Consider the following 24060-nt stretch of genomic DNA (forward strand, 5'->3'; position numbering starts at 1 on the left):
GCGTCCACCGGCCGGTCATCGCAAGGCCTTCCCGAGGCCGTGTCCGGGTGCCGTTCGATCACTGACGGGGCGCCAGGGTTGTCCGGAACTGAACGCCGGTATGTCCGTTCTTCCTACTTTCGAAACCTTTGTGCGAGCGAAGACTGTGTAAACACTCGAACTGCTCGCCCTCCCGCTCTCCTCAGCAGGCGCATTGTGGGCTTACCGTATGCCCCATGACCTCGCCCCGCTCCTACGACGGAGTCGGCTACCCCTCTCCGTCCTTCTCCTCCGGCACGCCGATCTACGACAGCCTCGTGGCTGAGCGCGGCGTCCCCCAGATCGCACCCATCAACGTGCCGGCCGCCCTGCCGCCGGCGCTGTCCTCCGGTTACGGATCCGGCCTCGGCCAGTCCTACGAGAACCGGTACGCCAACGGGTACGAAAGTGCCGGCAGCAACCTCCCCGCGCTGCCGCCCGCCCGCCTCGCCCTGGGCCCCGGCCCGAGCAGCGGCCCCTCGGCCGGACCCGCCACGGCGTACATCCCGGCGCAGCCCGCGCCGGCGTACGCCGCCGCCCCCCAGCCGCCCGTCCCCGGTTACGGCGCCCCCCAGCCGTACCAGCGACAGCAGCCCGCCGCCCCCACGTTCGCCCAGACCGCAAGCGGTGGCTACCAGCCCACCGGCGGCCAGAGCTTCGGCGGCCAGAACACCTTCATCGGCCAGGGCGGCCAGCAGACCTTCGGCGCCCAGCCGACCGGCGGACCGGCCGGTTTCGGCCAGGGCCAGCCCGGCGGCCTCCCGCAGGGCGGTCCGCAGAGCTTCGGCGGACAGCAGTCCTTCGGCGGCCCGAACCCGGCCGGCCCCGGCTTCCAGGGCCAGGGCGGCGACCAGGGCTTCGGCGGCGGCCAGTTGCGCCCGGCCATGGCGCCGGTCCGCCCGATGCAGCCGCAGCGCCCGGGCCCGTACGGCGAGCCCGGCGGCTACCAGCAGGGCGGCTACCAGCAGCAGGGCCAGGGCTACTGAGCCACTGACACCACGGGGCCGCCCCCACCGGCCCGCACCCGCACCACCTGAGCACCACCCGGCGGCCCCCGAACGCCGGGCGAACGGAGAAACGGGTCATCCACGGACCGCCCGGAACGCCCCCCACGGCGTACCGGGCGGTCCGTGCGCGTACGGGGGCGTACGGCGACGTGCGGGGGGCGAACGGGCGCCGAACGACGACGTGCGGGCGAGGCGTGCGAGTCAGGCCCGCGGGGGCGCAGCAGGGGGCGTGCGTCCGGCCGGAGCGCTGCTGGCAGGATGGGGGAATGCACCTCACCGGACTCCACGTCTACCCCGTCAAGTCCATGTACCGCCTGAGCCCGGACACCGCCGCGCTCCACCCCTGGGGTCTGGCCGGAGACCGCCGCTGGATGCTCGCCGACCCCACCGGACGCTTCGTCAGCCAGCGCGAGAACGCCGCCCTCGGACAGATCCGGCCCAGCCTGCTGCCCGACGGCGCGCTGGCGCTGACCGCCCCCGACGGCTCCCGGATCGAGGTCACCGCCCCCACCCCCGCCGGCGGCGACCCGATCGCCGAGGTCGAGGTCTGGGGCACCCGCTTCAGCGCCGTCGAGGCCGCCGAGGAAGCCCACCGTTGGATCGCCGAACACCTGGGCGACTACCGGCTGGTGCACCTGGACGACCCGCGCGCCCGGCCCGTCGACCCCGAGTACGGCCGGCCCGGCGACACCGTCTCGATGGCCGACGGGTTCCCGCTGCTGCTCACCACCACCGCCTCGCTGGACCGGCTCAACGAGCTGATCGCCGCCGAGAACCCGGACGGCCACGAGACCCTGCCGATGGAGCGCTTCCGCCCCAACGTGGTGGTCGGCGGCTCCGAGCCCTGGGCCGAGGACGGCTGGCGCCGGATCCGGATCGGCGCGATCACCTTCCAGGTGGTCAAGCCCTGCGGCCGCTGCGTGATCACCACCACCGACCAGGAGAGCGGCGAGCGGCGCGGCCCCGAACCGCTGCGCACCCTGGCCCGGCACCACAAGCTGCTGCGCAAGGCCGCGTTCGGACAGAACCTGATCCCCGAGCGGCCGGCCGGCGTCGAGGGCGAGGTGCTGGGCACGCTGCGGCTCGGCGACGACGTCGAGGTCCTGGAAGACGGGGCGCACTGGCCCGCCGACGGGCGCTGAACCGGCGCCGCACCCTGGGGCCCGCCTGCTGGCTCCCGGCCGGAGTCCGGCACGCGACCCGCCCGTACGGAACTCCGGCTGTGCGCGCTCGTTGAAACAAGTGGTCGGAACCTGTGACCGCGGTGGGCGCCCCCGGTGCACACGCGGCGACGGGCGGCCGGGCCACCCGTCCCGACCGGTCGGAAAGGGCGGACGGACCACCCGTCCGGGCGCGCTACGGTGGGCGGACGGCCCGCGCACCCCCGCGCCCACGGCCCGTTGATCGCCGGCACGACGAAGGTGGGGACGACAGACCGTCATGGCTGAGCACAGGGTCCGGGTCACCCAGGACAGCGCATCCCGCTGGCGTCGCCGCGCGGGCGACTACGACACGCTCGCCGAAGCCCTGGCGGCCGCCGAGCCGGGCGACACCGTGACCGTCCGGCCGGGCACCTTCCGGGAGAACCTGCTGCTGGACAAGCCGGTGACGATCGTCCCGGCCCAGGGCCCGGGCACCGTCCGGATCGAACCGGCCTCCGGGGTGGCGATCACCGTCACCGCCGCCGCGACCGTGCGCGACCTGGTGGTCGAGGGCGGCGACAGCTCCTCCCCGGCCGTCCTGGTCACCGGAGTCCAGGCGACGCCCTCGTTCAGTGGCTGCCGGATCGAGACCCGCTCCGCCACCGGGATCGAGATCGGCGGCGGCGCCCGGCCGACCCTGCGCGGCTGCGTCGTCGCCAACCCCGGTGGGCTCGGGCTGCGGCTGCGCGGCGAGGGAACCGCCGCCGCCTTCGAGGACTGCGAGGTCGCCGCGGCCGGCCAGGCCGGAATCGCCGTCCTCGGCGGGGCGACCGCCGCCCTGGACCGCTGCCGGGTCCACCACGCCTCCGGCGCCGGGGTGTTGCTCTCCGACCCGGGCAGCGCGGCCGAGCTCACCGGCTGCGAGATCTACGAGATCCGCGGCAGCGGCGTCCAGGCCGAGGCGCAGGCCGGCGGGCGGCTGGTCGACTGCGACATCCACCGGGTCACCGGCAACGGCCTGACCCTGGACGGCGAGGCCGAACTGGTACTCACCGGCTGCCGGGTGCACGACCTGCCGGAGAACGGCGCCGACCTGCGCGGACGCGCCCGGCTCAGCCTCACCAACACCACCGTGCGGGACTTCGGGCGCGGGGCACTGTCGGTCTGGGACCAGGGCACCGAGGCCGTCGCCGAGTCCTGCCAGATCCACGGCTCCAGCGGCGAGTACCCGGCGCTGTGGGTCAGCGACGGCGCCCGGCTCACCCTCACCGACTGCTCGCTGCACGACCTGCCGGACGCGCTGTTCGTCCTCGACCGGGACTCCGCCGCCGTCGCCCAGGGCTGCTCGTTCAGCCGGATCCGCAGCTCGGCGGTCTCGGTCAGCGGCGGGGCCACCGTCTCGCTGGCGTCCTGCCGGGTGCAGGAGGCCGGGACCGGGCTCTGGTTCCGCGACCACGGCAGCGGCGGACTCCTCACCGACTGCGAGATCTCCGACGTCGCCACCGGGGTGATCGTCACCAAGGGCGCCGACCCGGTGCTGCGCGAGTGCACCGTACGGGCCAGTACGGACGCCGGGGTGTACGTCTCGGCGCAGGGCCGCGGCACCTTCGAGGACTGCCGGGTCTCGCACGGCAAGGGCTTCGGCTTCCACATCATCGACGGCTGCCGCACCCAGCTCACCCGGTGCCGGGCGGAACAGAACGAGCGGGCCGGATTCGAGTTCTCCGAGCCGGGACCGATCGCCGAAGGATGCACCTCCGACGACGTGGCGCGGACCGCCCCGGCCGGCCCGACGGTCTCCGGACTGCCGGAGTTGCCGACCCCCAGATCGGCCCAACCCGCCTCCGCCGCACCCGTGTTGACCGCCGCACCGATGGTCTCGGCGGTGTCCCCGACCTCGGCCGCCTCGGCCGCGACCGCCGCGATCGGGCCGATCCCGGACTGCCGGCCGGCCGACGAGGCGCTCGCCGAACTGGACTCACTGGTCGGACTGGCCACGGTGAAGCAGGAGGTGCGCACCCTGATCGACCTGATCTCGGTCGGCCGGCGCCGCCGCCAGGCCGGGCTCAAGGCACCCTCGCTGCGCCGGCACCTGGTCTTCACCGGCGCACCCGGCACCGGCAAGACCACCGTCGCCCGACTGTACGGCGAGATCCTCGCCTCGCTCGGCGTCCTCCAGCGCGGACACCTGGTGGAGGTGGCCCGGGTCGACCTGGTCGGCGAACACATCGGCTCCACCGCGATCCGCACCGCCGCCGCCTTCGACCGGGCGCGCGGCGGGGTGCTGTTCATCGACGAGGCGTACGCGCTCGCACCCGAGGACGGGGCCCGGGACTTCGGGCGCGAGGCGATCGACACCCTGGTCAAGCTGATGGAGGACCACCGGGACGAGGTGGTCGTCATCGTGGCGGGCTACACCGCCGAGATGGAGCGCTTCCTCTCCGCCAACCCCGGTGTCTCGTCACGTTTCTCACGGACCATCACCTTTCCCGACTACACGGCGGACGAGCTGCTGGAGATCGCCCGGGCGCAGTGCGCGGAGCACGAGTACGCGCTCGCCGAGGCGACCGCGGACGCGCTGCTGGACCACTTCGGCGGGCTGGAGCGCGGGCCCAACTTCGGCAACGGGCGCACCGCGCGGCAGGTGTTCGAGACCATGGTCGAGCGCCACGCGGTACGGGTCGCGGCGTTGGCCGACCCGTCCACGGAGGAGCTGCAGCTGCTGGTCCCGGCGGACCTGCCGACCGTCCCACTGCCGTAGGGCGGCGCCGGGGACCGCCGGGCGGTAGGGGGAGCTGCCGGTACGGAGGCTGCGCACCCGAACCGCCGCGCCGGGTGACCGCGGTGCGGGGGCGACCGCGACGGAGGAGTTTGCACGCGCTGCTCTATCCGGGCAAGCGGGTGCAGTTGGAGCAGCGGCGGATCGAGCTGGTGCTGCGGGACGATGAGCACGACGGGGCGCCGAAGCGCACGGGGATCGACCTCGCGGGCGGGCGGGCGGGCGGTGATGCCGGCGGCGGGGTGGCGGGTGACGGTGACGGTGACGGGAGGCGGGTGATGACTGACGAATGACAGCTGACAGAGTCTGAAATCTGTTATCTGTTACCTGTCAGCTGTTATCTGTCAGTTGTCACCCGCCCGCCGTCGTGCGTCGGCCGTTGACCGTCAGCCCGTCCAGGCGCCGCCCGCGAGGAAGGACTCCAGCGCGGCCCGGTACGGCGCGATGTCGATCCGCTCGCCGGCCAGCCAGTCGTCCGAGTAGTACTTGTCCAGGTAGCGGTCCCCCGGGTCGCAGATCAGGCCGACCACGCTGCCCGTCCGGCCGGCCGTCCGCATCTCGGCGACGATCCGCAGCGCGCTCCACAGGCCCGTCCCGGTGGAGGCCCCCGCCTTCTTCCCGAGCACCTGCTCCAGCACCCGGACCGCGGCGATCGAGGCGGCGTCCGGCACCTTCATCATCCGGTCGACCGCCCCCGGCACGAAGCTCGGCTCCATCCGGGGCCGCCCGATGCCCTCGATCCGGGAGCCGCTGCCGCAGACGGCGTCCGGATCGTGGTTGACCCAGCCGTCGAAGAAGCAGGAGTTCTCCGGGTCCGCGACGCAGATCCGGGTGTCGTACTGCATGTAGTGCACGTAGCGGGCGATGGTGGCCGAGGTGCCGCCCGTCCCGGCGGTGGCGACGATCCAGGCCGGTTCGGGGTGCGGCTCCAGGCGCAGCTGGGCGAAGACCGACTCGGCGATGTTGTTGTTGCCACGCCAGTCGGTGGCCCGCTCGGCGTAGGTGAACTGGTCCATGTAGTGCCCGCCGGTCTCTTCGGCGAGCCGCGCGGAGGCGTCGTACACCTCGTCCGAGCGCTCGACCAGGTGGCACTCGCCGCCGTGGAACTCGATCAGGTCGATCTTGGCCTGGCTGGTGCTCTTGGCCATGACGGCGATGAACGGGACCCCGATCAGCTGGGCGAAGTACGCCTCGGAGACGGCGGTCGAGCCGCTGGAGGCCTCGATCACCGGCTTGCCGGGGCGGATCCAGCCGTTGCAGAGCCCGTAGAGGAAGAGCGAGCGGGCGAGGCGGTGCTTGAGCGAGCCGGTCGGGTGGGTGGACTCGTCCTTGAGGTAGAGGTCGATCCCCCACTCGGCCGGCAGCGGGAAGCGCAGCAGGTGGGTGTCGGCGGAGCGGTTGGCGTCGGCCTGGACCTTGCGCACCGCTTCCTTCAGCCAGGTGCGGTACTGCGCGTCGGAGCGGTTGACGTCGACGGTCGGCTCGATGCCGAGGCTCAGGCCGGACTGGGTGCTCATGGTCACTACTCCCTCGTTGCGGCCCCCCGCTGCTCACTACGAGTGTACGAGGGTCACGATAAGTGACCGTTTTCAGTGGCCCAGCTTCCGCTTATCGAGCCTTCCCCGTCCGGCGAAGCCGACCGCCCCGGTGCCGACCGCCCCAACCACCCCAACCGCCTCAATCGCCTCAACGCCGACCGCACCGACGCTGACCGCACCGGCGCCGACCGCACCGCTACGCCGGGACGGACTGCGGGTCCGCCAGGTACGGGCCCCAGCCGAGTTCGGCCGCGCCGGCGAGCGCGCCGTGCGCCAGTTCCGCGCCGACGATCGGCACCCGTCCGCTGCGGCCCCACAGGCTGCGGTCGGCGACCACCGCGCGCAGCCGGTCGGGGGCGGCCTCCAGGAGGTCGAGGTGGAGGCCGCTGAGCACCACCCGGTCCGGGTTGAGGATGTTGACGACCCCGGCCAGTCCGAGTCCGAGCCGGTCGATCACGTGCTCCACCGCCGCCCGCGCCCGTTCGTCCGTCGCGGCCGCCCAGCACAGCTCGCGCGCCTGGTCTAGCAGCGGGCGCCCCGGCTCCGGGGTGAGGCCGGCGGCGGCGAACAGCGCGTCGGGGTCGGTCTCGGAGTTCAGGCAGCCCCGGTTGCCGCACACGCAGGGACGGCCCTGCGGGTCGACGGCCAGGTGGCCGACCTCCAGGGCGAGCCCGGCGCTGCCGGTGTGCAGGTGGCCGTCGATCACCAGCGCGCCGCCGACGCCACGGTGGCCGGAGGTGACGAAGAGCAGGTGCCGGGCGCCGCGACCGGCACCGTGCCGGTACTCGGCGAGCGCGGCGAGGTTGGCGTCGTTGGCGATGGCGGTGGGCAGCGGGCGCACCGCGTTCGGGCCGTGGTCGGCCCGGCCGACCTCGACGTCGTACAGGTCGGCGACCGGCGTGCCGCTGGGCCAGGCGAAGTGCAGCGCGGCGAGCGCCGTGCCGTCCGGCTCGGTGACCGGATTGGGCAGTGCGAGTGCCGCGCTCAGGCAGCGGCGGTCGGTCGCGCGGGCCAGTTCGGCGCCGGCCTGGGCGACGGCGCGCAGCATCCGGACCGGGTCGGTGGCGGCGGGCAGCGGCAGGTGGACGGGCGGGTCGAGCAGGCCGCCGAGGCAGGCCAGGGTGACGCTCAGCCCGTCGGCGTGGATCTGGCCGGCGACCACGACCGGGCCCTGCGGGTTGATCGCCAGCCGGTGCGAGGGGCGGCCGCGGCCGCCGCCGGCCGGGCGCGAGTCGACGGTGATCAGGCCGAGCGCCTCCAGCTCGGCCGTGACCGCGCCGGCGGTGGCCCGGGTGACGTCCAGCGCGCGGGTGAGCGCGGAACGGGTGGGTGTCTGGCCGGTGTGGATGAGCGACAGCGCCGGGCCGAGCAGCGTCCGACCCCGGTCGGGGGCCGCGCGGCGGTGGGCGTCGCGCTGCGCGTCGGGGTCGGTCCCGGAGCGGGGCCGCGGGCTTGATGGTGAGAGCTGCACGACCCTATTGTGACTTTGTGTCGCTTCGAAACAAAATCCGTTCCCGCCGCCCCGCCGACCGCTCCCCCACACAGTCTCGCAGCACACCCCCGGTGGCCGACAGCCCCTGGGGGGCCGCACGGCTCGCGCTCACCGCCTTCTTCGCCGTCGACGGCTTCCTCTTCGCCGCCTGGGTCGTCCGCATCCCGGACGTCCGCAGCCAGGTCAGCGCCTCGCACAGCGCCCTCGGACTCGCCCTGCTCTGCCTGTCCGTCGGTGCCGTCGTCACCATGCCCCTGGTCGGCCGGCTCTGCCTCCGCTACGGCTCGCGGCCGGTCACCGTCGGCTCGCTCGCCCTGCTCAGCCTCGCCGTACCGCTGCCCGCGCACGCCCACTCGGTGCTCTCGCTCGGCGCGGTGCTGCTGCTGTTCGGCGCCGGGTACGGCGGGGCCAACGTCGCCATGAACAGCGCCGCCGTCGACCTGGTCGCCCAGCTGCGACGGCCCGTCATGCCCAGCTTCCACGCCGGGTACAGCCTGGGCGGACTGCTCGGCGCGGGCTTCGGCGGGCTGCTCGCCGACCGGCTGACCACCGCGTGGGCGCTCGCCCTCGGCGGCCTGCTCGGGCTGGCCGTCACCGTCGGCGCGGGCGTCGTCCTGCTGCGCAGCCCGGCGGCGCCGATGGTCGCGCCGACGCCGACGCCGGTGCCGGCCGCGGCCGCGGGTGCGGGTGCGGGTGCGGGTGCCACCCGGGAGGTCGCTCCGGAGGCCGCTCCGGGTGCCACCCCGGAGATCGCCTCGAAGGGCACCGCGGAGGGCACCCCGGGCTCCAGAGCGAGCGTCGGCGGGCACTCCGCCGGCCGCCCGGCGGGGAGCCACCTCCGGCTGCTGGTGCTGCTGCTCGGACTCACGGCGCTGTGCACGGCGTACGGCGAGGGCGCGATCGCCGACTGGACCACCCTCCACCTCACCGACGACGTCCACGCCAGCGCGGGAACGGCCGCCGCCGGGTACGCGGCGTACGCCTTCGCCATGACCAGCGGGAGGGTGAGCGGCACCTGGCTCTCCATCCGACTCGGCCAGAACCGGCTGATGCTGCTCGGCGGACTGACCGCGGCGGTCGGCATGCTGGTCGCCGCCCTGGCGCCGTCGGTGCCGCTGGTCATCGGCGGGTTCGTCCTGGCCGGCCTCGGACTGGCCAACCTGTTCCCTCTGGCGATCGCGCGCGCCGGTGCGGCGGGCGGGCCGCAGGGCGTCGCGCTCGCCTCGACGCTCGGGTACGGCGGAATGCTGATCGGACCGGTGGTGATCGGCTTCCTCGCCGACGCCGCCGGGCTGCCACTGGCGCTGACCACGGTCGCGGTGGCCGCCACGACGGCGGCCCTGCTGCCGCTGGCGGTCGGGCGGCGCTGACGGTGGGCGGGGGCAGGTGGCGGGTAGCGGGTAGCGGGTAGCGGGTGACAACTGACAGCAAACGGATAACAGATTTCAACATCTGTTATCCGTTTGCTGTCACCTGTTCGCTGCCGCCTGTTCGCCGTTCCCCGCCCCCATCACTGACGAACCCACCCCACAACTGGCAGGATGCGACCCCATGACCACCACCGGAGGCATCCAGGTACTGCGGGCGAGCGAGCGCCCGGCCACCCCGTGGCTCAACGGGGGCGGGGTGACCAGGGAGGTCGCCGGGTTCCCCGCCGGGGCCGGACTGGGCGAGTTCGACTGGCGGGTGAGCCTCGCCGACGTCGCCTCGGCCGGACCCTTCTCCCCGTTCCCCGGGATCGACCGGGTGATCACCCTGGTCGAGGGCGCGGGCATGGCCCTCACCGTGGACGGCGTCCGACAGCTGGTGGACGCCCCGTTCCGCCCCTTCGCCTTCCCCGGCGACGCCACGACCGACTGCCGACTGCTCGGCGGCCCGGTGGTGGACTTCAACGTGATGACCCGCCGCGGCCGGGTCGAGGCCACCGTGGACCTGCCGACCGGGCCCGGCACCGTCCACGTCCCGCCGTCGGCGACCGTCCTGCTGGTGTGCCTGGCGGGTTCGGCCACCGTCGGGGCCGCCGAACTGACCCGCTACGACGCCGCGTTGCTCGACACACCCGGCACCCATGAACTGCGGCCCGACGGGGTCACCGCCGTGATCACCTTCCGCAGCACCACTCGCTGACACGGCACCACCCGCTGACACGCACGCCGGCACCACCCGCTGAGCAGCGCTGTTGCCCGTACCCCCGGAAGGAACCGGGGGTACGGGCAACAGCACCGGCGAGCCGTCAGCCGCAGAACACCGGCGTGGCGTGCGCCGGGTCCAGGGCGTTGGTCACCAGGTGCAGCGCCGTCGGCGAGAACGCGATCGCGACGTGCTCGGCGAGTGTGACCGGGCAGTGGTCCTGCAGCACCTCGTTGTCCACGTCCGGCCCGTTCAGGAACTGGGTCCGCCACGGGGTGACGACCTCGTCGTACACGGTCGAGATCACCGTGTAGTGCACCCCCGGCACGGTGTCCGGCTGGGAGGCCATGGTGGTGTTGAAGTCGGAGCCCACCGCCTGGTCACGGCAGGCCTGGCAGACGGTGTAGATCAGGTCGGCCACGCCCGGGAAGTACGGCGCCAGCTTGGTGATCCCGTCGAGCGTCGTGCCGTGGTTGGACGGCGCCAGGCCGACCAGCTTGTCGACCTTCGAGGCCCCGCCGAGGAACTTCAGGTAGTAGTTCGGCAGCATCCCGCCCTGCGAGTGCCCGACGATGTCGACCTTGGCCGCGCCGGTCGCACCGCGCACCAGGTCGACGAAGTGGGCGAGTTGGGCCGCCGAGGCGGGCACCGCTCCGAGGCCGCCGATCGGCAGCACCAGGCCGCTGCCGGTGGAGGTGATGCCGGGGATGCTGCCGTAGTCGAGGGCGAAGACGCAGTACCCGAGGCCCTTGAGCAGCGGGGAGAGCGCCAGCCAGTTCTCGTAGCGGTTGGCGAAGGTGCCGTGCACCAGCACCACCGGGTCGGGGTGGGCGGCGGACGGTCGGCAGCTCCAGTCGTTGGCACCGGGCGGCGAGGCCACCGAGTCGCCGTCGGGCGGCAGTTCGGCGGCGGTGACGGCCTGAGCGGAGACGGCGTGGGCCGCGGCAGGCGTCGCCGACGCGGGGGCCGCGGCCGCGCCGACCAGCAGCGCACCGGCCAGTACGGCCGCACCGAGGGCTCCACCGAGGGATCCACCGAGCCGACGGCGCACCGGAGTTGCGGAGAAGCGGAGAAGTGGGGTTCTCAACTGTTGCCTCCACAGCAGAAGTTTGTTACCAACAGGTAACCCGAGTGGCTCAATGATGCGGTCGCCCCTCCGGCCCGGCCCTTGGGCGTTCCCCAGACCTGGACGGTGTTCTCTGTGACCGGTCACAACGCACCCCACTGCACCCCCGCCGGCCGCCCCGCCGAACCTCCCACCGGCCGCCCCGCCGAACCTCCCACCGGCCGCCCCGCCGAAACCCCTGCGGCCGCCGACGCCCCCTCCCCCTGGCGCGTCCCGGTGATCGGCGGCCTCCCCGCCGACCAGCGACTCCTCGGCGGCGCCCCCGACGTGGCCGCAGCCGTGGTGGCCGCCCTGCTGGCCCGCGTGCCGGTCTACCGCCGCCTCCCGCGCGAACAGCTCACCGGCGAACTCACCCGCGACACCGAGCGCCGCATCCGCGCCCTCGCCCACGCCGTCCGCACCGGACTCCCCGCCCCCGCCGAGGAGTTCACCGCCGTACGGGAGGCCGCCGCGCGCCGCGCCGAGGAGGGCCTGCCGCTGGACGCCGTCCTGCTCGCCCACCACCTCGGACTGGAGGTCTGCTGGGAGTTCCTCACCCGGGACGCCCACGCCGGCGACGCCGCCGACCTGCTGCTGCTCAACCGTCTCCTGCTCGACCAGCTCCGCCGGGCCGCCACCGCCGCCGGCGCCGGCTATCTGGACGGGCAGCGCTCGGCCGGCGACCGCAGCTCCACCGCCCGGCAGTCCCTGCTCGCCGCGCTGCTCGCCGGCACCCCCGCCGAGGAGGCGGCCGCCCGGGCCGGCACTGAGCTGCCGGCCGGCTACGCCGTGCTCTGCCTGTCCCTCGCCGACCATCCGGACGAGCACTCACCGGGCATCGACCCGGGCATCGCGGCCCGCCGCAAGCTCCGCCGCTTCGGCGCCGAACTCGACCACCGCACCCGGCAGTCGGCGCTCACCGCGCTCACCCCCTCGGGCGGCCTGGTGCTCGTCCCGCTGCAGACACCGCCGGAGCGCGCCACCGAGCCGTCCGACGGAACCGCCGAGGAGTCGCTCTGGCCCCAGCTCGCGGCCACCCTCGCCGCCGGGGCCCGGGCCGCTGGCGTCCCGGTGCTGGCCGGGGCCGCCGCCGCGGTGCCCGCCGAGGTGCCCGGCGCCGCCGCGCTGGCGTACGAAGTCCTGGACGTGGCAAGGGCGTTCGGCCGTCCACCGGGGCTGCACCGGTTGGACGACGTCCTGCTGGAGTACCAGCTGACCCGGCCCAGCCAGGCCCGTTCCCGACTCGCCGCGCTACTCGAACCGCTCGCCGACGGCGGCGAGTTGCTCACCACCCTGCGCACCCACCTGGCCGGGGGCCTGAACCGCCGCCACACCGCGAGCGCCCTGCACCTGCATCCGAACACCGTCGACTACCGGCTGCGCCGGATCGCCGTCCTCACCGGCCTGGACCCGGCACGCCCCGCCGACGTCCTGCGGATCACCGCCGCGATCGCCGCCCGGACGGCCGAGCGGAGAACCCCCACGCCCTAACAGGCGCCCTACCAGGCCCGGCAGGCCCCGGCGGGCCCCGGCAGACCGGTTGGAACGGACCGCGCCCGCACCACCGGAGACGGTGGTGCGGGCGCGGGCGCGGGCGCGGGCGCGGGCGCGGGCGCGGGCGCGACGGTGGCGAAGGGACGCGCACTCAGCAGTTCAGGCTGGTGTGGGCCCCCACCCAGCTGTCCAGGGCGGACCAGGTCTGGGGCCCGACCACGCCGTCCTGCCCGATGCCGGCGCAGCGCTGGAAGGTCCAGACGGCCGAGTCGGTGAGCGGTCCCCAGACGCCGTCCGTGTCCAGGTGCGGGCTCCCGAACGAGAACGGGACGTGGTTGAGCTCGCACTGGAGCTGCTTCACCGCGTCACCCGTGGCGGGCGAGCGCAGCGTGGGCTCGGCGCTGGTGTAGCCGCAGAACCGCGACTCCTGGGCCGAGGCGGTGGGTGTGGCCGCGAGCCCGGTCGCGAGCACGATTCCGACGGTGGCGAGCCCGCCGACGAGACGATTGCGCATAGGAGGTTCCCCGTTCGATGGTTCGTTCGACGTCACGACGACAGTCGAACGAACGGCACGCTAGCGGACGAACCGTCAGGAAAAAGGAGGGATCAGCTAAAGGAGTGACAAACGATCAGGCCGGTACGGCCGTCAGTCCCGCTCGCCGGGCAACCGCAGGTCCCACCCCACCAGAGCGCGCAGCTGCTCCGCCGTCACCCCGTCCGGCACCGGTCGGGGCGGCTCGTGGCGCAGCGGCGGCTGCCAGCCCTCCGCCTCGCTCCACCGGCGGACCACCTTGGCCGGGGCGCCGGCGACCACGCTGTGGTCGGGCACCTCGCCGCGCACCACCGCACCCGCCGCGACCACCACGTTGCGGCCGATCCGCGCCCCCGGCATGATCACCGCGCCGGTGCCGATCCAGCTGCCCGCGCCGATCTCCACCGGCTCGTTGCGCGGCCACTGCTTGCCGATCGGCAGCTCGGTGTCCCGGTACTCGTGCGCCTGGTCGCTCACGTACACGCCGGGGCCGGTCCACACGTCGTCGCCGATGACGATCGACTGGTGGCCGACGATGTGGCTGTCCCGGCCGATCACGCAGCCGCCGCCGATCCGCACGATCGGCTCCGGCCCGAGGTCGAGCCCCGGCAGGAAGCCCGCGCTGATGGTGACCCGCTCGCCGATGATCGAGAACGGCCCGATGGTGATCCACTGCTCGTTGAACACCGCCCCGAGCGGAAAGGCCAGGGTCGTACCGTCACCCAGCTCGCCGAACCGGTACGGGCCCGGGGTCCGGTTGGTGACCGCGCCGGTCCGCTGCACCCAGCGCCAGCCCCGGTGGACGAGGCGCCCGGCGGCCCGGCGGCCACCGGCCCGGACGGTGGAGAGGAGGGAACGGGTTATCGGCATGCGCTCACGTTACCGGCCCGTAGCGTCCGCCCATCCGGTGGGAGGCCGACATCACACCGGGCCCAGCGGCCCCGTCCGCCCCGGCCCACCACCACTTCTGGCGCGGCCCACCGGCCTACCGGCCCTCGCGGCGCCGCCCCCGCGCCCGGCCCCGGGGCCGTCCGAATTCCGCCACCACTGTCGGCCCCCGGTGGGAGACTCCGTGCCATGGAGATCTCCGAGCACATCGAGGCACTGCGCCACGAGGGCGCCCTGCTCGCCGACGCAGCCGCCCGCGCCGACCTCACCGCCCCCGTCCCCACCTGCCCGGACTGGCGGATGGGTGACCTGGTGCGGCACATCGGCCAGGTCCACCGCTGGGCCGCCGCCTTCCCGGCGAAGGGCCTCCGGGCACCTCTGGACGAGCCCGGCCAACAGGCCGTCATCGGCCCGGACCCCTCGGACGCCGAGCTGCTCGACTGGTACCGCGAGGGCCACGCCGCCCTGCTGACCGTGCTCTCCGCGGCCCCCGCCGACCTCGAGTGCTGGACCTTCCTGCCCGCGCCCACCCCACTGGCCTTCTGGGCCCGGCGCCAGGCGCACGAGACCGCCGTCCACCGCTTCGACGCCGACGCGGCGGCCGGCTCCCCGGGCCCGGCCGTGGCGCCCGAACTCGCCCTGGACGGCATCGACGAGCTGCTGCGCGGCTTCATGCGCCGCGGCCGGGCGAAGGTGCACACCGACGGCCTGCGCACCGTCTCGATCCGGACCACCGACGGCCCGGGCACTTGGCACCTGACGCTCTCCCACGAGCCGCTCGCCGTCACCACGGAGGAGCGCCCCGAGCCCGCCGACCTGACCGTCACCGGCCCGGCCCGCGAGCTCTACCTGCTGCTCTGGAACCGGTTGACGGTCGAACAGACCGAGCGGTCGGCCCAGGCCGGCGGGGCCGGACCGGCCGGGCAGACCGGGCAGGCCGGCGGGGCCGGACAGACCGAGCAGGTCGAACTCAGCGGCGACCGGAGCCTGCTCGACCTCTGGCGGGACAACGCCGCGATCCGCTGATCCCGGGCCGCCGGCCGGGCCCGGGAGCGACTCGGCGCACCCGGGCCGTCGGCCGGCCGTCTGGACACGGCTCAGCCCGGTCGGCCGTCCGGGAGCGGCTCAGCGCACCCAGGCCGCCGGCCGCTTCTCCAGGAAGGCCCGCATCCCCTCCTGCGCCTCCGCCGACCCGAACAGCCGCGCCGACAGCTGCACCAGCTCGTCCGCGTCCCGCTGGAAGGATCGCGCGACCTCGGCGTTGGCCAGCCGCTTCGACTCGGCCAGCCCCTGCGGCGAGCCCTGGCGCAGCGCGTCCAGCAGACCCTTCAGCACCACTCCGGCGTCCTCGGTGGAGTCGGCCGCCCGGGTGATCAGGCCGATCCGGGCGGCCTCGGCGGCGTCGAAGACCTCGCCGGTGAGGTAGTAGCGGGAGGCGGCGCGCGGCTCCAGCTTGGGGCGCAGCGGCAGCGAGATGACGGCGGGCGCGAGGCCGAGGCGGACCTCGGTGAAGGCGAAGGTCGCGGCCGGTCCGGCGACGGCGAGGTCCGCCGCACCGATCAGGCCGAGGCCGCCGGCCCGGGCGTGCCCGTCGACCACGGCGATCACCGGCTTGGTGCAGTCCACGATCGCCTTCTGCAGCTCGACGAGGCCGCGCGGGCCCACCGTCGGGTCCGCGCCGGTCGCCTCGGAGAGGTCCGCGCCCGCGCAGAACACCTTGCCGGTGTGGGTGAGCACCACCGCGCGGACGTCCCGGTTCGCCGCGGCCACCGCCAGTCCGGCGTGCAGCTCGGACATCAGGCGGGTGGAGAGCGCGTTGCGGTTGTGCGGCGAGTCGAGGGTGAGCGTGGTGACGGCGTCGGCGGTGCTGACGCGGACGAGGGGCTCTGCGCTGGTCATCGGCGTGGGCCTGCCTTCCGGCTGAGGGTGGGTCGGGCAGCGGGCGCGGTCCGGGGTGTCCGGGCCGCGGGCGCGGTCCAGGGGTGCCCGGACGGCGCCCGCACGACTCTGGCACGCCCACCCGCCCCTCGGCCAGAGCCAACCGCCGCCCGGCGGACCGGACCGTCCGTCGGCCGCACGGAAAACCGCTGGTGACAGCCACCGCCCACCCGCCAGCATGGGCGCCATGACCACCGACTCCCCGGTCCTGCTGCTCGCCCCGCGGATCAACGACACCGGCCTCCAGCTACGCACCGCCGCCGGTCTGCGCGGCCTGCGGGCGTTCACCGCGGCCTCCTGGCAGGCGCCGCGCGAACTGCTCGGCGCACCGGTGCACGTGTACGGCGGGCCGCTGTTCGGCGACGCGGTCGGCCGGGAGCTGGGCCTGGCCCTGCTGGAGCCGGCCGCGGACTGGCTGGCCCGGCTGCCGCTCGCGCTGACCGGCCGCCGGGTGTCCGCGACCACGCTGGCCGAGGCCCGTACGCTGACCGGCCCGGCCTTCGTGAAGCCGCTGGCCGACAAGCTGTTCGCCGCCCGGGTCTACCCCGACGGCGGCGCGCTGCCCGGTCCCGAACTGCTGGACGGTGACACTCCGGTGCTGGTGAGCGAGGTGGTGCGGTTCCGCACGGAGTACCGGCTGTTCGTACTGGACGGCGTGGTGCGAGCCGGCTCGCGCTACGCGGTGGACGGCGAGCTGTCCGTCGCGCCGCTCGGGCGGGACGCGCAGGACGGGCAGGACGGGCAGGACACGCGGGACGGGCAGGACACGCGGGACGCGCAGGACGAGCAGGACCTACAGGACGGGCGGGGCGACTCCGAGGTGACGGCCTTCGCCCGCGAGGTGCTGGCGGCCGCCGCCGAGCAGGCCCCGCTGCCGAGCGCGGTGGTGGTGGACGTCGGACGGACGGACCACGGCTGGGCGGTGGTCGAGGCCAACGCGGCCTGGGCCAGCGGCGGTTACGCCGCCGAGCCGGACGGCGTCCTGGACGTGGTGCTGCGCTCCTCCGGCCCGGCCACGCAACTCCCCCGCGCCGACCGTCCGTTCCGCCGCGAGCTGCCCGAAGTGGTCCGCTGACCAGGCGGGTTGGCACCCTGCGGAGACCGCCCGGACAGCGCCCGCGCTTGCGGCACCGGCTGCCGATGGCGCACGATCATGCACCATGACCACCACGCACCTCACCCACATCGCCGAGCCGCCCGGAGTCGCCCCCGGGACGGGCTACACCCACGTCGTCACCGGCAGCGGCCGGCTGGTCCAGGTCTCCGGGCAGGTCGCCTTCGACGAGCACCGGAACCTGGTCGGCGAGGGCGACCCGAAGGCCCAGGCCCGTCAGGTCTTCGAGAACCTGCGCCGCTGCCTGGCCGCGGCCGGCGCGGACTTCTCCGACGTCGTCAAGTTCACCTTCTTCATGACGGACATCGCCCATCTCGCGGCGATCCGCGAGGCCCGCGACGAGTACCTGGCCGGCCTGCCGCTGCCGGCCGCCTCCGCGATGCAGGTCGCGGCGCTGTTCCGGCCGGACGTCCTGATCGAGATCGAGGCGATGGCGATCGTCCCGGGGTAGCGCCCCCTCACGCCGGCCGGAGCAGCGCGTCCCGCCGTCCGGCCCACCGGACGGCGGGGCCCATCGCCAGTCCCGCCGCCGCCACCACCGCACCCAGGGCGGCCCACCCGAGCAACCCGTAGCCGATCACGGCCGTGCTGACCACCGCCGGGCCGGCCATCATCGCGGCCGCCGAGCCCGCGTTGAAGACCCCCTGGTAGGCGCCGTGGTCGCGCTCGCCCGCGAGGTCGTAGCTCAGCGCCCAGCCGCCCGCCTGGCCCAACACCTCGGCGAGCGACTGCAGTCCGATCCCGGCGAGCGCGACGACGGCGGCCAGGATCCCGGGCAGCCCGTGCGCGAGGGCGATGACCAGGCAGGAGGCGGCCAGCACCAGCCCGGCGCGGCGGCAGGCCCGGGCGGCGGCCGACCGTTCCCCGGTGCCCCGGGTGGCCCGCACCTGGAGGGCGATCACCATCAGGGTGTTGACGATGTAGGCGCCGGCGACGGTGATCCGCGGTGCGTCGGTCTGCTGGACGATCCACAGCGGGACGCCCACCTCCAGGACGGCGAACTGCAGGCCGAGGACGGAGCACAGCGCGGTGACGGCCAGGAACGGGCCGTCGCGCAGCGCCGGGTTGCGCCGCCGGCCCTGCTTGGCACCCTCGCCGCCGGGGTCCGAGGGATCGGCCGTCCCGGTCCCGGCCGAGGGGTCGGCCGTGACCGAGGGATTGGCACTGACCGGGGGGTCGACCGTGACCGAGGGGTCAGCCGTGACCGTCCCGGCCCTGGCCGAGGGCGCGGCCGGCCGCGCCCCCAGCACCGCGGGCAGCCGGTACAGCATCAGCGCGACGGCCACGTAGGAGACGGAGTCGGCCAGGATCGCCGTCAGGTAGACCGGCCGGGTGTCGAGCTGGAGCGCGAGCGCGCCGAAGCCCGTACCCACGCAGATGCCGATGTTGGTCACCACCCGCAGGTAGGCCCGTCCGGCCACCCGGCGGTCGGCGGGCAGCACCTCGGCGTAGAGCGCGTTCCGTACGGCGGCCGCGCCCCGGTCGACGGCGGAGACGCCACAGGCCAGGGCGACGAAGGCCGGGTAGCTGTGCACCAGCGCGTACCCGGCGGTGCCCACGGCCTCCACCGAGACCAGCACCAGCAGGACCGGACGGGCGCCCCAGCGGTCGGCGGCCCGGCCGGCCGGCACGCTGGCGAGGACCCCGCACAGGCCGGCGGCGGTCATTCCGAACCCCAGCTGGGTGGCGCTGAGGCCGAGCACCCGGGTGAAGAACAGCACCGAGACGGACAGCGAGAGGCCGTTCCCCACCGTGTTGACCAGGGTGATCCCGGCCAGCCGGCGGACCGTCGGGTCGGGGTGCAGCCGGCGCCGGACGGTCTCGGGCAGGCGGCCGGTCCGGCCGGCCGCGGGCACGGCCAGGGAGGGTGCGGGAGGCTCCGCCGGTGTGGTGGTCATGCCGCCGATTCCACCGTAGGGCGGGCCGGACCGGATATTCCTTTAGGCTCTGGCTAAAACTAGGCTCTCCGGCTGGAACCCGGCCGTGGGGCGCCGGGCAGTCGGCAGGAGAGCTCCCGTGCACCGCTTCACCCTTCGACTGGCCGACCTCGCCACCACCTGGTTCGCGTACTCCCCGATCCATGAGGCCGTGCTCAGCCTGCGGATGTGGACCCACCCCGGCCACTACGGGCTGCAGAGCCGGGCCTTCGAGCAGCTCAGGCCCTCGTTCGAGCGACTGGATTCCCGACTGCTGCTCTCCCTGGTCGCCCAGAACCGCTGGGTGCCCGACTTCCTGACGCCCCGGCCGTCCTCCCCGACACCCGAGTTCCGCACCGAGCTCGCCACCGTCCGAGCGCTGCCGCCCGAGCTGCTGCGCACCGAACTGGAGCGGACCTTCCTGCCGCACGGGCAGCCGCTGCCCGCCCTGCTCGAAGCCGAACTGGGCGACCCAGAACGGCTGTTGGCCAGGATCTGTGACGCCCTGGCGGAGTACTGGGAGGCCTGCCTCGCGCCCACCTGGTGGCCGCAGGCCCGCGCGGCGCTGGAGGCCGACCTGGTGTACCGGGCCCGGGTGCTCGCCCAGCAGGGCGCGGCGGCACTGTTCACCGACCTCGACCACCGGCTGAACTGGGCGGACGGCGTGCTGTCGATCAACCGGCACTGGACGGACGGGGACGTGGAGACCGCCGTGGACGGTCGCGGACTGGTCCTCTGCCCGACCTTCTTCGTCCGGGGTGCGATCACCACCATCGACAACTCCCTTGCGCCGCAGATCAGTTACCCAGCACGCGGGCAGGCCGGGATGGCCGGCGGGGGCTCCCCGGCGCCGCCGCACGCCCTGGCGGCGCTGGTCGGCGCGCCGAAGGCCCGGCTGCTCACACTGCTCGCCGAGCCGGCCTCCACCACCGACCTCGCCTACCGCCTCGGCGTCACCCCGAGCGCGGTCAGCCAGCACCTCTCCGTCCTGGCGGCCACCGGTCTGGTCACCCGGGCCCGGCACGGCCGCTCGGTGCTGTACCGGCGGAGCACACTCGGAGACGAGCTGACGAGCTGACGAGCTGACGAGCCGACCCCCGGTCTCCCCAGCCTCCCCAACTCCCCAACTCCCCAACTCTCCAGCTCTCCAGCTCTCCAGCCCCCCCAACTCCCCAGTGGTACAGACCTGTTGACGCATTGGTCCAGTCCTCCTACAGTGCCCATGCCCCGCATCCCCACGGCGCGGGCATCGATCGCACCCGGATCACCCCCGGTTCCACGGTTCCACGGTTCCACGGTTCTACGTCACCCTGTCCAACCCCCACAGCCACAGGGAGAACCATGTCCGCTCGATCCCGGGCGGGACGCCCACGCGTGCGCAGCAGACTGCTGACACTGCTGTCCGTCCTGCTCCTCCCGCTCGCCGCTCTCACCGCGCTCGCCGCCCCCGCGAGCGCCGCCGGCAAGCTCACCGCCACCCTCACCACCGCCGACAACGGCTCCTGGTGGCAGGGCACTTACATCGTCCACAACGACAACGCGACCGCCGTCACCGGCTGGACCCTGGACTTCGACCTCCCGGCCGGCGTCACCCTGGGCAGCAGCAGCAACGGCACCGCGACCGTCAACGGGCAGCACGTCACCGCCACCGCCGCCTACTACAACGCGACCGTCAACGCCCACAGCACCACCGAGCCGTACAGCTTCTGGTTCGTCGGCAACGGCCCGGTCTCCACCCCGCTCAACTGCCGTATCAACGGCGACAAGTGCGACGGCACCCCGGACGTCCCGCCGTCCGCGCCGGGCACCCCCACCGTCACCGGGTCCACCGCGCACACCCTCGCCCTGAGCTGGCCGGCCGCCACCGGCGGGGACTTCCCGGTCGCCTCCTACGACGTGCTGAGCGGCAGCACCGTGCTCGCCTCCAGCCCCACCGCCAACGCCCTGGTCACCGGCCTCACCCCGGCCACCTCGTACACCCTGACCGTCCGGGCCAAGGACAGCCGCGGCAACCTCGGCGCACCCAGCGCGCCCGTCACCGCCGCCACCTTCGACCCGTCGACCGACACCGTTCCGCCGACCGCACCGGCCGACCTCCGTGCCACGGCGGTCGGTTCCTCGGACGTGACGCTCGCCTGGGACGCCGCCACCGACAACGTCCGGGTCGCCGCGTACGACGTCTACCGGGGCACCACCCTGGTCACGACGGTCGGCGGTACCACCCTGACCGCGGCCGTCGGCGGCCTCTCGCCCTCCACCGCCTACACCTTCACGGTGAAGGCCCGCGACCCCGCCGACAACGCCTCGCCCGCCTCCGCCCCGCTCGACGTGACCACCGCGGACATCGTCGGCGCCGGAAAGTACGCCCGGGTCGGCTACTTCGTCCAGTGGGGCATCTACGGCCGCCAGTACTTCGTCAAGAACCTCGACACCTCGGGCAGCGCCGCCAAGCTCGACATCATCAACTACGCCTTCGAGAACATCGATCCGGTCAACCTGACCTGCCTCGCGGGCGTCACCAAGGGCACCACCGCCAACCCGGAGGACCCCGACCAGGGCACCGGCGCCGGTGACGCCGACGCCGACTACGCCCGCCCGATGAGTGCCGACCAGTCGGTGGACGGCGTGGCCGACGACGGCTGGGGCAAACTCCGCGGCAACTTCAACCAGTTGAAGAAGCTGAAGGCCAAGTACCCGAACCTGAAGGTGGTCGTCTCGCTCGGCGGCTGGACGTACTCCAAGTACTTCTCCGACGTCGCCGCCACCGACGCCTCCCGGCAGAAGTTCGTCAAGTCCTGCGTGGACACCTGGATCAAGGGCAACCTGCCCGCCTACAACGGCGCCGGCGGGGACGGCACGGCGGCCGGGATCTTCGACGGCATCGACCTCGACTGGGAGTGGCCCGGCTCCGGCGACGGCCACCCGGGCAACCACTGGAGCGCGAACGACAAGGCCGACCTGACCCTGCTGGCGGCCGAATTCCGCAAGCAGCTCGACGCGTTGGGCGGCCCGCACAAGCTGCTCACCGCCTTCACCCCGGCCGACCCGGCGAAGGTCGCGGCCGGCTGGGACCTCACCAAGGTCTTCGACTCGCTCGACATCGCCAACGTCCAGGGCTACGACTTCCACGGCTCGGGCAGCGACAACTCCTGGGAGCCCAACCGCACCGGTCAGGCGTCCAACCTCTACCCGGATCCGAACGACCCCTACAACTTCCACTTCAGCGTGGACACGGCCGTCCAGACCTACCTCGGCGCCGGGGTCAACCCGCGCAAGCTGACCATCGGCTTCCCGTTCTACGGACGCGGCTGGCAGGGCGTGGCGGACGGCGGTGCCAACGGCGCCTGGCAGTCCGCGAACGGCGCGGCGCCCGGCCAGTTCGCCGAGGAGGCCGGCACCCGCGGATACCACGACCTCATCACCGGCGTGCCCGGCCTCACCGTCTACCACGATCCCAAGTCCGTTGCCACGTACGGCTACACGGGCGCCAACGGCCAGTGGTGGACCTTCGACGACGCCTGGTCGATCGCCCAGAAGACGGCCTACCTCAAGTCGAAGAACCTGCTCGGCGGGATGATCTGGGAGATGTCCGGCGACACCCCGTCCGGCACCCTCATGACGGCCCTCGACACCGGACTCCGGTAACCCGACCGGCCGGGCCACCAGCGCCCGGCCCCAGCCCTAGCCCCGGACAGGGCCGGCGCCCCTCCGCACCGGAGGAGCGCCGGCCCAACACGCCGTACGGCCCCGCCCCGCCGTACGCCCCCCGCCGTACGGCCCGCGCCGCTACCGCGAGGCCATCGCCATCAGCTTGCGCGCCGCCGGGTTCTGCCGCAGCAGCTGGGCGAAGGTGGTGTGCCCCTGGGTGGTCCGGGCGAAGGCCCGCCACGCCGCCGGCACCGAGGTCACCGCCACGTGGAACAGGTACGGCCGCCGCTCGAAGGCGCCGAGCAGCTGCTTGCCCGCGCGCATCTCCACGCCCAGCCCGGCCTTGATCGCGAACGCGTAGTTCAGCGCCTCGCGCCGCACCGAGGTCGCGTCACCCGCCTCCGCGACCCGCACCGCCCACTCGCCGGCCAGCCGGCCCGAGCGCAGCGCGTACGAGATGCCCTCGCGGGTCCACGGCTCCAGCAGCCCGGCCGCGTCCCCGGCGACCAGCACCCGACCGCGGGCGAGCGGCGAGTCCTCGGCCCGACAGCGGGTCAGGTGCCCGGACTCGACCCGCGGGGTGAAGCCGGACAGGCCCAACCGCCGGATGTAGTCGGCGAGGTACTGCTTGGTCCGCTCGCCGTCGCCGCGCGCCGAGATGACGCCCACGGTCAGGCTGCTGGTCTCGGTCTTCGGGAACACCCAGCCGTAACTGCCGGGCAGCGGGCCCCAGTCGAGGTGGATCCGGCCCGACCAGTCGGCGGCGACCTGCGGCGGCACCGGGATCTCCGCCTCCAGGCCGAGGTCGATCTGGTCGAAGGTGACGCCGACGTGCCGGGCGATCCGACTGGCGCTGCCGTCCGCGCCGACCACCGCGCGGGCCTCGAAGGTGCGCCCGTCGGCGGCCGTCACGACGGCCGTCCGGTGCTCGCCGCCGCGCTGCTCGACCCCGGTGACGGTCACGCCGGTGACCAGCACCGCCCCGGCCTGCTTGGCCGACTGCACCAGGCGCAGGTCGAACTCGTCCCGGTTGACCAGCCCGAACAGCATCCGCCCGGACCGGCGGGTCCGGGTGTACCGGCCGTCGTAGGCGAAGGTGACGGCGGACACCCGGTCCTGCAGCGGCAGTTCGAAGTCCGGCGGCAGGCTGTCCCGGGACGGGCCGATGATGCCGCCGCCGCAGGTCTTGTACCGGGGGTGCTCGGCCTTGTCGAGCAGCAGCACCCGGCGGCCCTGCGCGGCGGCGGCGTACGCGGCCGAGGATCCGGCCGGTCCGGCGCCGACCACCACGACGTCCCAGACGCCGTCGGGCGGCACCG

At 74.2% G+C, this 24060-nt stretch carries 20 protein-coding genes; 12 read left to right on the forward strand and 8 right to left on the reverse strand.

The annotated features are described in order from the left end of the window. Nucleotides 1–215: 215 nt before the first annotated feature. The 4 genes from ACZ47G_RS36250 (at nucleotide 216) to ACZ47G_RS36265 (ending at nucleotide 5239) form a co-directional block, all read left to right on the forward strand. Nucleotides 216–1004, forward strand: coding sequence for a DUF6643 family protein (locus tag ACZ47G_RS36250; RefSeq protein ID WP_465750194.1), 789 nt, complete (start codon nucleotides 216–218; stop codon nucleotides 1002–1004). A 287-nt stretch (nucleotides 1005–1291) separates the two neighbouring features. Beyond that, nucleotides 1292–2167 (forward strand): MOSC domain-containing protein, encoded by an 876-nt coding sequence (locus tag ACZ47G_RS36255; protein ID WP_465750196.1) that lies wholly within the window; start codon nucleotides 1292–1294, stop codon nucleotides 2165–2167. 298 nt (nucleotides 2168–2465) lie between these two features. Next, nucleotides 2466–4928, forward strand: a complete 2463-nt coding sequence (locus tag ACZ47G_RS36260) for a right-handed parallel beta-helix repeat-containing protein (protein ID WP_465750198.1) — start codon at nucleotides 2466–2468, stop codon at nucleotides 4926–4928. Between the two features lie 110 nt (nucleotides 4929–5038). Beyond that, nucleotides 5039–5239, forward strand: coding sequence for a DUF6191 domain-containing protein (locus ACZ47G_RS36265; protein WP_465750200.1), 201 nt, complete (start codon nucleotides 5039–5041; stop codon nucleotides 5237–5239). A gap of 93 nt (nucleotides 5240–5332) precedes the next feature. Here the strand turns inward: ACZ47G_RS36265 and ACZ47G_RS36270 are convergent, their stop codons facing one another. Both ACZ47G_RS36270 and ACZ47G_RS36275 read right to left on the reverse strand, forming a co-directional pair. Then, entirely contained in the window at nucleotides 5333–6463 is a 1131-nt protein-coding gene (locus tag ACZ47G_RS36270) for a PLP-dependent cysteine synthase family protein (RefSeq protein WP_465750202.1), read from the reverse strand. A 217-nt stretch (nucleotides 6464–6680) separates the two neighbouring features. Continuing rightward, on the reverse strand, nucleotides 6681–7955 hold the full coding sequence (locus tag ACZ47G_RS36275) for an ROK family protein (protein ID WP_380456780.1): 1275 nt from the start codon (nucleotides 7953–7955) through the stop codon (nucleotides 6681–6683). A 92-nt stretch (nucleotides 7956–8047) separates the two neighbouring features. Between ACZ47G_RS36275 and ACZ47G_RS36280 the strand changes: the two genes are divergently transcribed. Both ACZ47G_RS36280 and ACZ47G_RS36285 read left to right on the forward strand, forming a co-directional pair. After that, nucleotides 8048–9346, forward strand: a complete 1299-nt coding sequence (locus ACZ47G_RS36280) for an MFS transporter (RefSeq protein ID WP_465750205.1) — start codon at nucleotides 8048–8050, stop codon at nucleotides 9344–9346. Nucleotides 9347–9527: 181 nt separating this feature from the next. Beyond that, on the forward strand, nucleotides 9528–10103 hold the full coding sequence (locus ACZ47G_RS36285; protein WP_465750207.1) for a HutD/Ves family protein: 576 nt from the start codon (nucleotides 9528–9530) through the stop codon (nucleotides 10101–10103). A gap of 106 nt (nucleotides 10104–10209) precedes the next feature. On the opposite strand, the gene ACZ47G_RS36290 is transcribed toward ACZ47G_RS36285, so the two are convergent. After that, the gene (locus tag ACZ47G_RS36290) at nucleotides 10210–11193 is read right to left on the reverse strand and encodes an esterase/lipase family protein (protein ID WP_465750209.1); all 984 of its coding nucleotides are present in this window, start codon (nucleotides 11191–11193) and stop codon (nucleotides 10210–10212) included. Between the two features lie 114 nt (nucleotides 11194–11307). On the opposite strand from ACZ47G_RS36290, the gene ACZ47G_RS36295 reads away from it, so the two are divergent. Beyond that, nucleotides 11308–12702: an RsbRD N-terminal domain-containing protein gene (locus tag ACZ47G_RS36295; protein ID WP_465750211.1), complete on the forward strand. Its 1395-nt coding sequence runs from the start codon at nucleotides 11308–11310 to the stop codon at nucleotides 12700–12702. A gap of 154 nt (nucleotides 12703–12856) precedes the next feature. Here ACZ47G_RS36295 and ACZ47G_RS36300 read toward each other — a convergent pair whose 3' ends face one another. Together ACZ47G_RS36300 and ACZ47G_RS36305 are read right to left on the reverse strand one after the other, a co-directional pair. Then, nucleotides 12857–13219 carry a peptidoglycan-binding domain-containing protein gene (locus ACZ47G_RS36300; RefSeq protein WP_465750213.1) on the reverse strand — a complete coding sequence of 121 codons (363 nt, stop codon included), beginning with the start codon at nucleotides 13217–13219 and terminating at the stop codon, nucleotides 12857–12859. 132 nt (nucleotides 13220–13351) lie between these two features. Continuing rightward, entirely contained in the window at nucleotides 13352–14107 is a 756-nt protein-coding gene (locus tag ACZ47G_RS36305) for an acyltransferase (protein WP_380456788.1), read from the reverse strand. A gap of 207 nt (nucleotides 14108–14314) precedes the next feature. Between ACZ47G_RS36305 and ACZ47G_RS36310 the strand changes: the two genes are divergently transcribed. Then, nucleotides 14315–15151: a maleylpyruvate isomerase family mycothiol-dependent enzyme gene (locus tag ACZ47G_RS36310; RefSeq protein WP_465750215.1), complete on the forward strand. Its 837-nt coding sequence runs from the start codon at nucleotides 14315–14317 to the stop codon at nucleotides 15149–15151. 99 nt (nucleotides 15152–15250) lie between these two features. Here ACZ47G_RS36310 and ACZ47G_RS36315 read toward each other — a convergent pair whose 3' ends face one another. Further along, nucleotides 15251–16024 (reverse strand): enoyl-CoA hydratase family protein, encoded by a 774-nt coding sequence (locus ACZ47G_RS36315; RefSeq protein WP_465750217.1) that lies wholly within the window; start codon nucleotides 16022–16024, stop codon nucleotides 15251–15253. A 226-nt stretch (nucleotides 16025–16250) separates the two neighbouring features. Between ACZ47G_RS36315 and ACZ47G_RS36320 the strand changes: the two genes are divergently transcribed. Then, nucleotides 16251–17138, forward strand: a complete 888-nt coding sequence (locus tag ACZ47G_RS36320; RefSeq protein ID WP_465750219.1) for an ATP-grasp domain-containing protein — start codon at nucleotides 16251–16253, stop codon at nucleotides 17136–17138. 85 nt (nucleotides 17139–17223) lie between these two features. Further along, on the forward strand, nucleotides 17224–17628 hold the full coding sequence (locus tag ACZ47G_RS36325; RefSeq protein ID WP_465750221.1) for a RidA family protein: 405 nt from the start codon (nucleotides 17224–17226) through the stop codon (nucleotides 17626–17628). 7 nt (nucleotides 17629–17635) lie between these two features. On the opposite strand, the gene ACZ47G_RS36330 is transcribed toward ACZ47G_RS36325, so the two are convergent. Further along, entirely contained in the window at nucleotides 17636–19075 is a 1440-nt protein-coding gene (locus tag ACZ47G_RS36330) for an MFS transporter (protein ID WP_465750223.1), read from the reverse strand. A 118-nt stretch (nucleotides 19076–19193) separates the two neighbouring features. Between ACZ47G_RS36330 and ACZ47G_RS36335 the strand changes: the two genes are divergently transcribed. Further along, nucleotides 19194–20171 carry an ArsR/SmtB family transcription factor gene (locus ACZ47G_RS36335; RefSeq protein WP_465750225.1) on the forward strand — a complete coding sequence of 326 codons (978 nt, stop codon included), beginning with the start codon at nucleotides 19194–19196 and terminating at the stop codon, nucleotides 20169–20171. 263 nt (nucleotides 20172–20434) lie between these two features. Next, a complete protein-coding gene (locus ACZ47G_RS36340) occupies nucleotides 20435–22738 on the forward strand; it encodes a glycosyl hydrolase family 18 protein (protein WP_465750227.1) in 2304 nt (767 codons plus the stop codon). Between the two features lie 141 nt (nucleotides 22739–22879). On the opposite strand, the gene ACZ47G_RS36345 is transcribed toward ACZ47G_RS36340, so the two are convergent. Then, nucleotides 22880–24058, reverse strand: a complete 1179-nt coding sequence (locus ACZ47G_RS36345; protein ID WP_465750250.1) for a geranylgeranyl reductase family protein — start codon at nucleotides 24056–24058, stop codon at nucleotides 22880–22882. Nucleotides 24059–24060 lie beyond the last annotated feature (2 nt).

The organism is Kitasatospora sp. NPDC030952 (assembly GCF_055571335.1).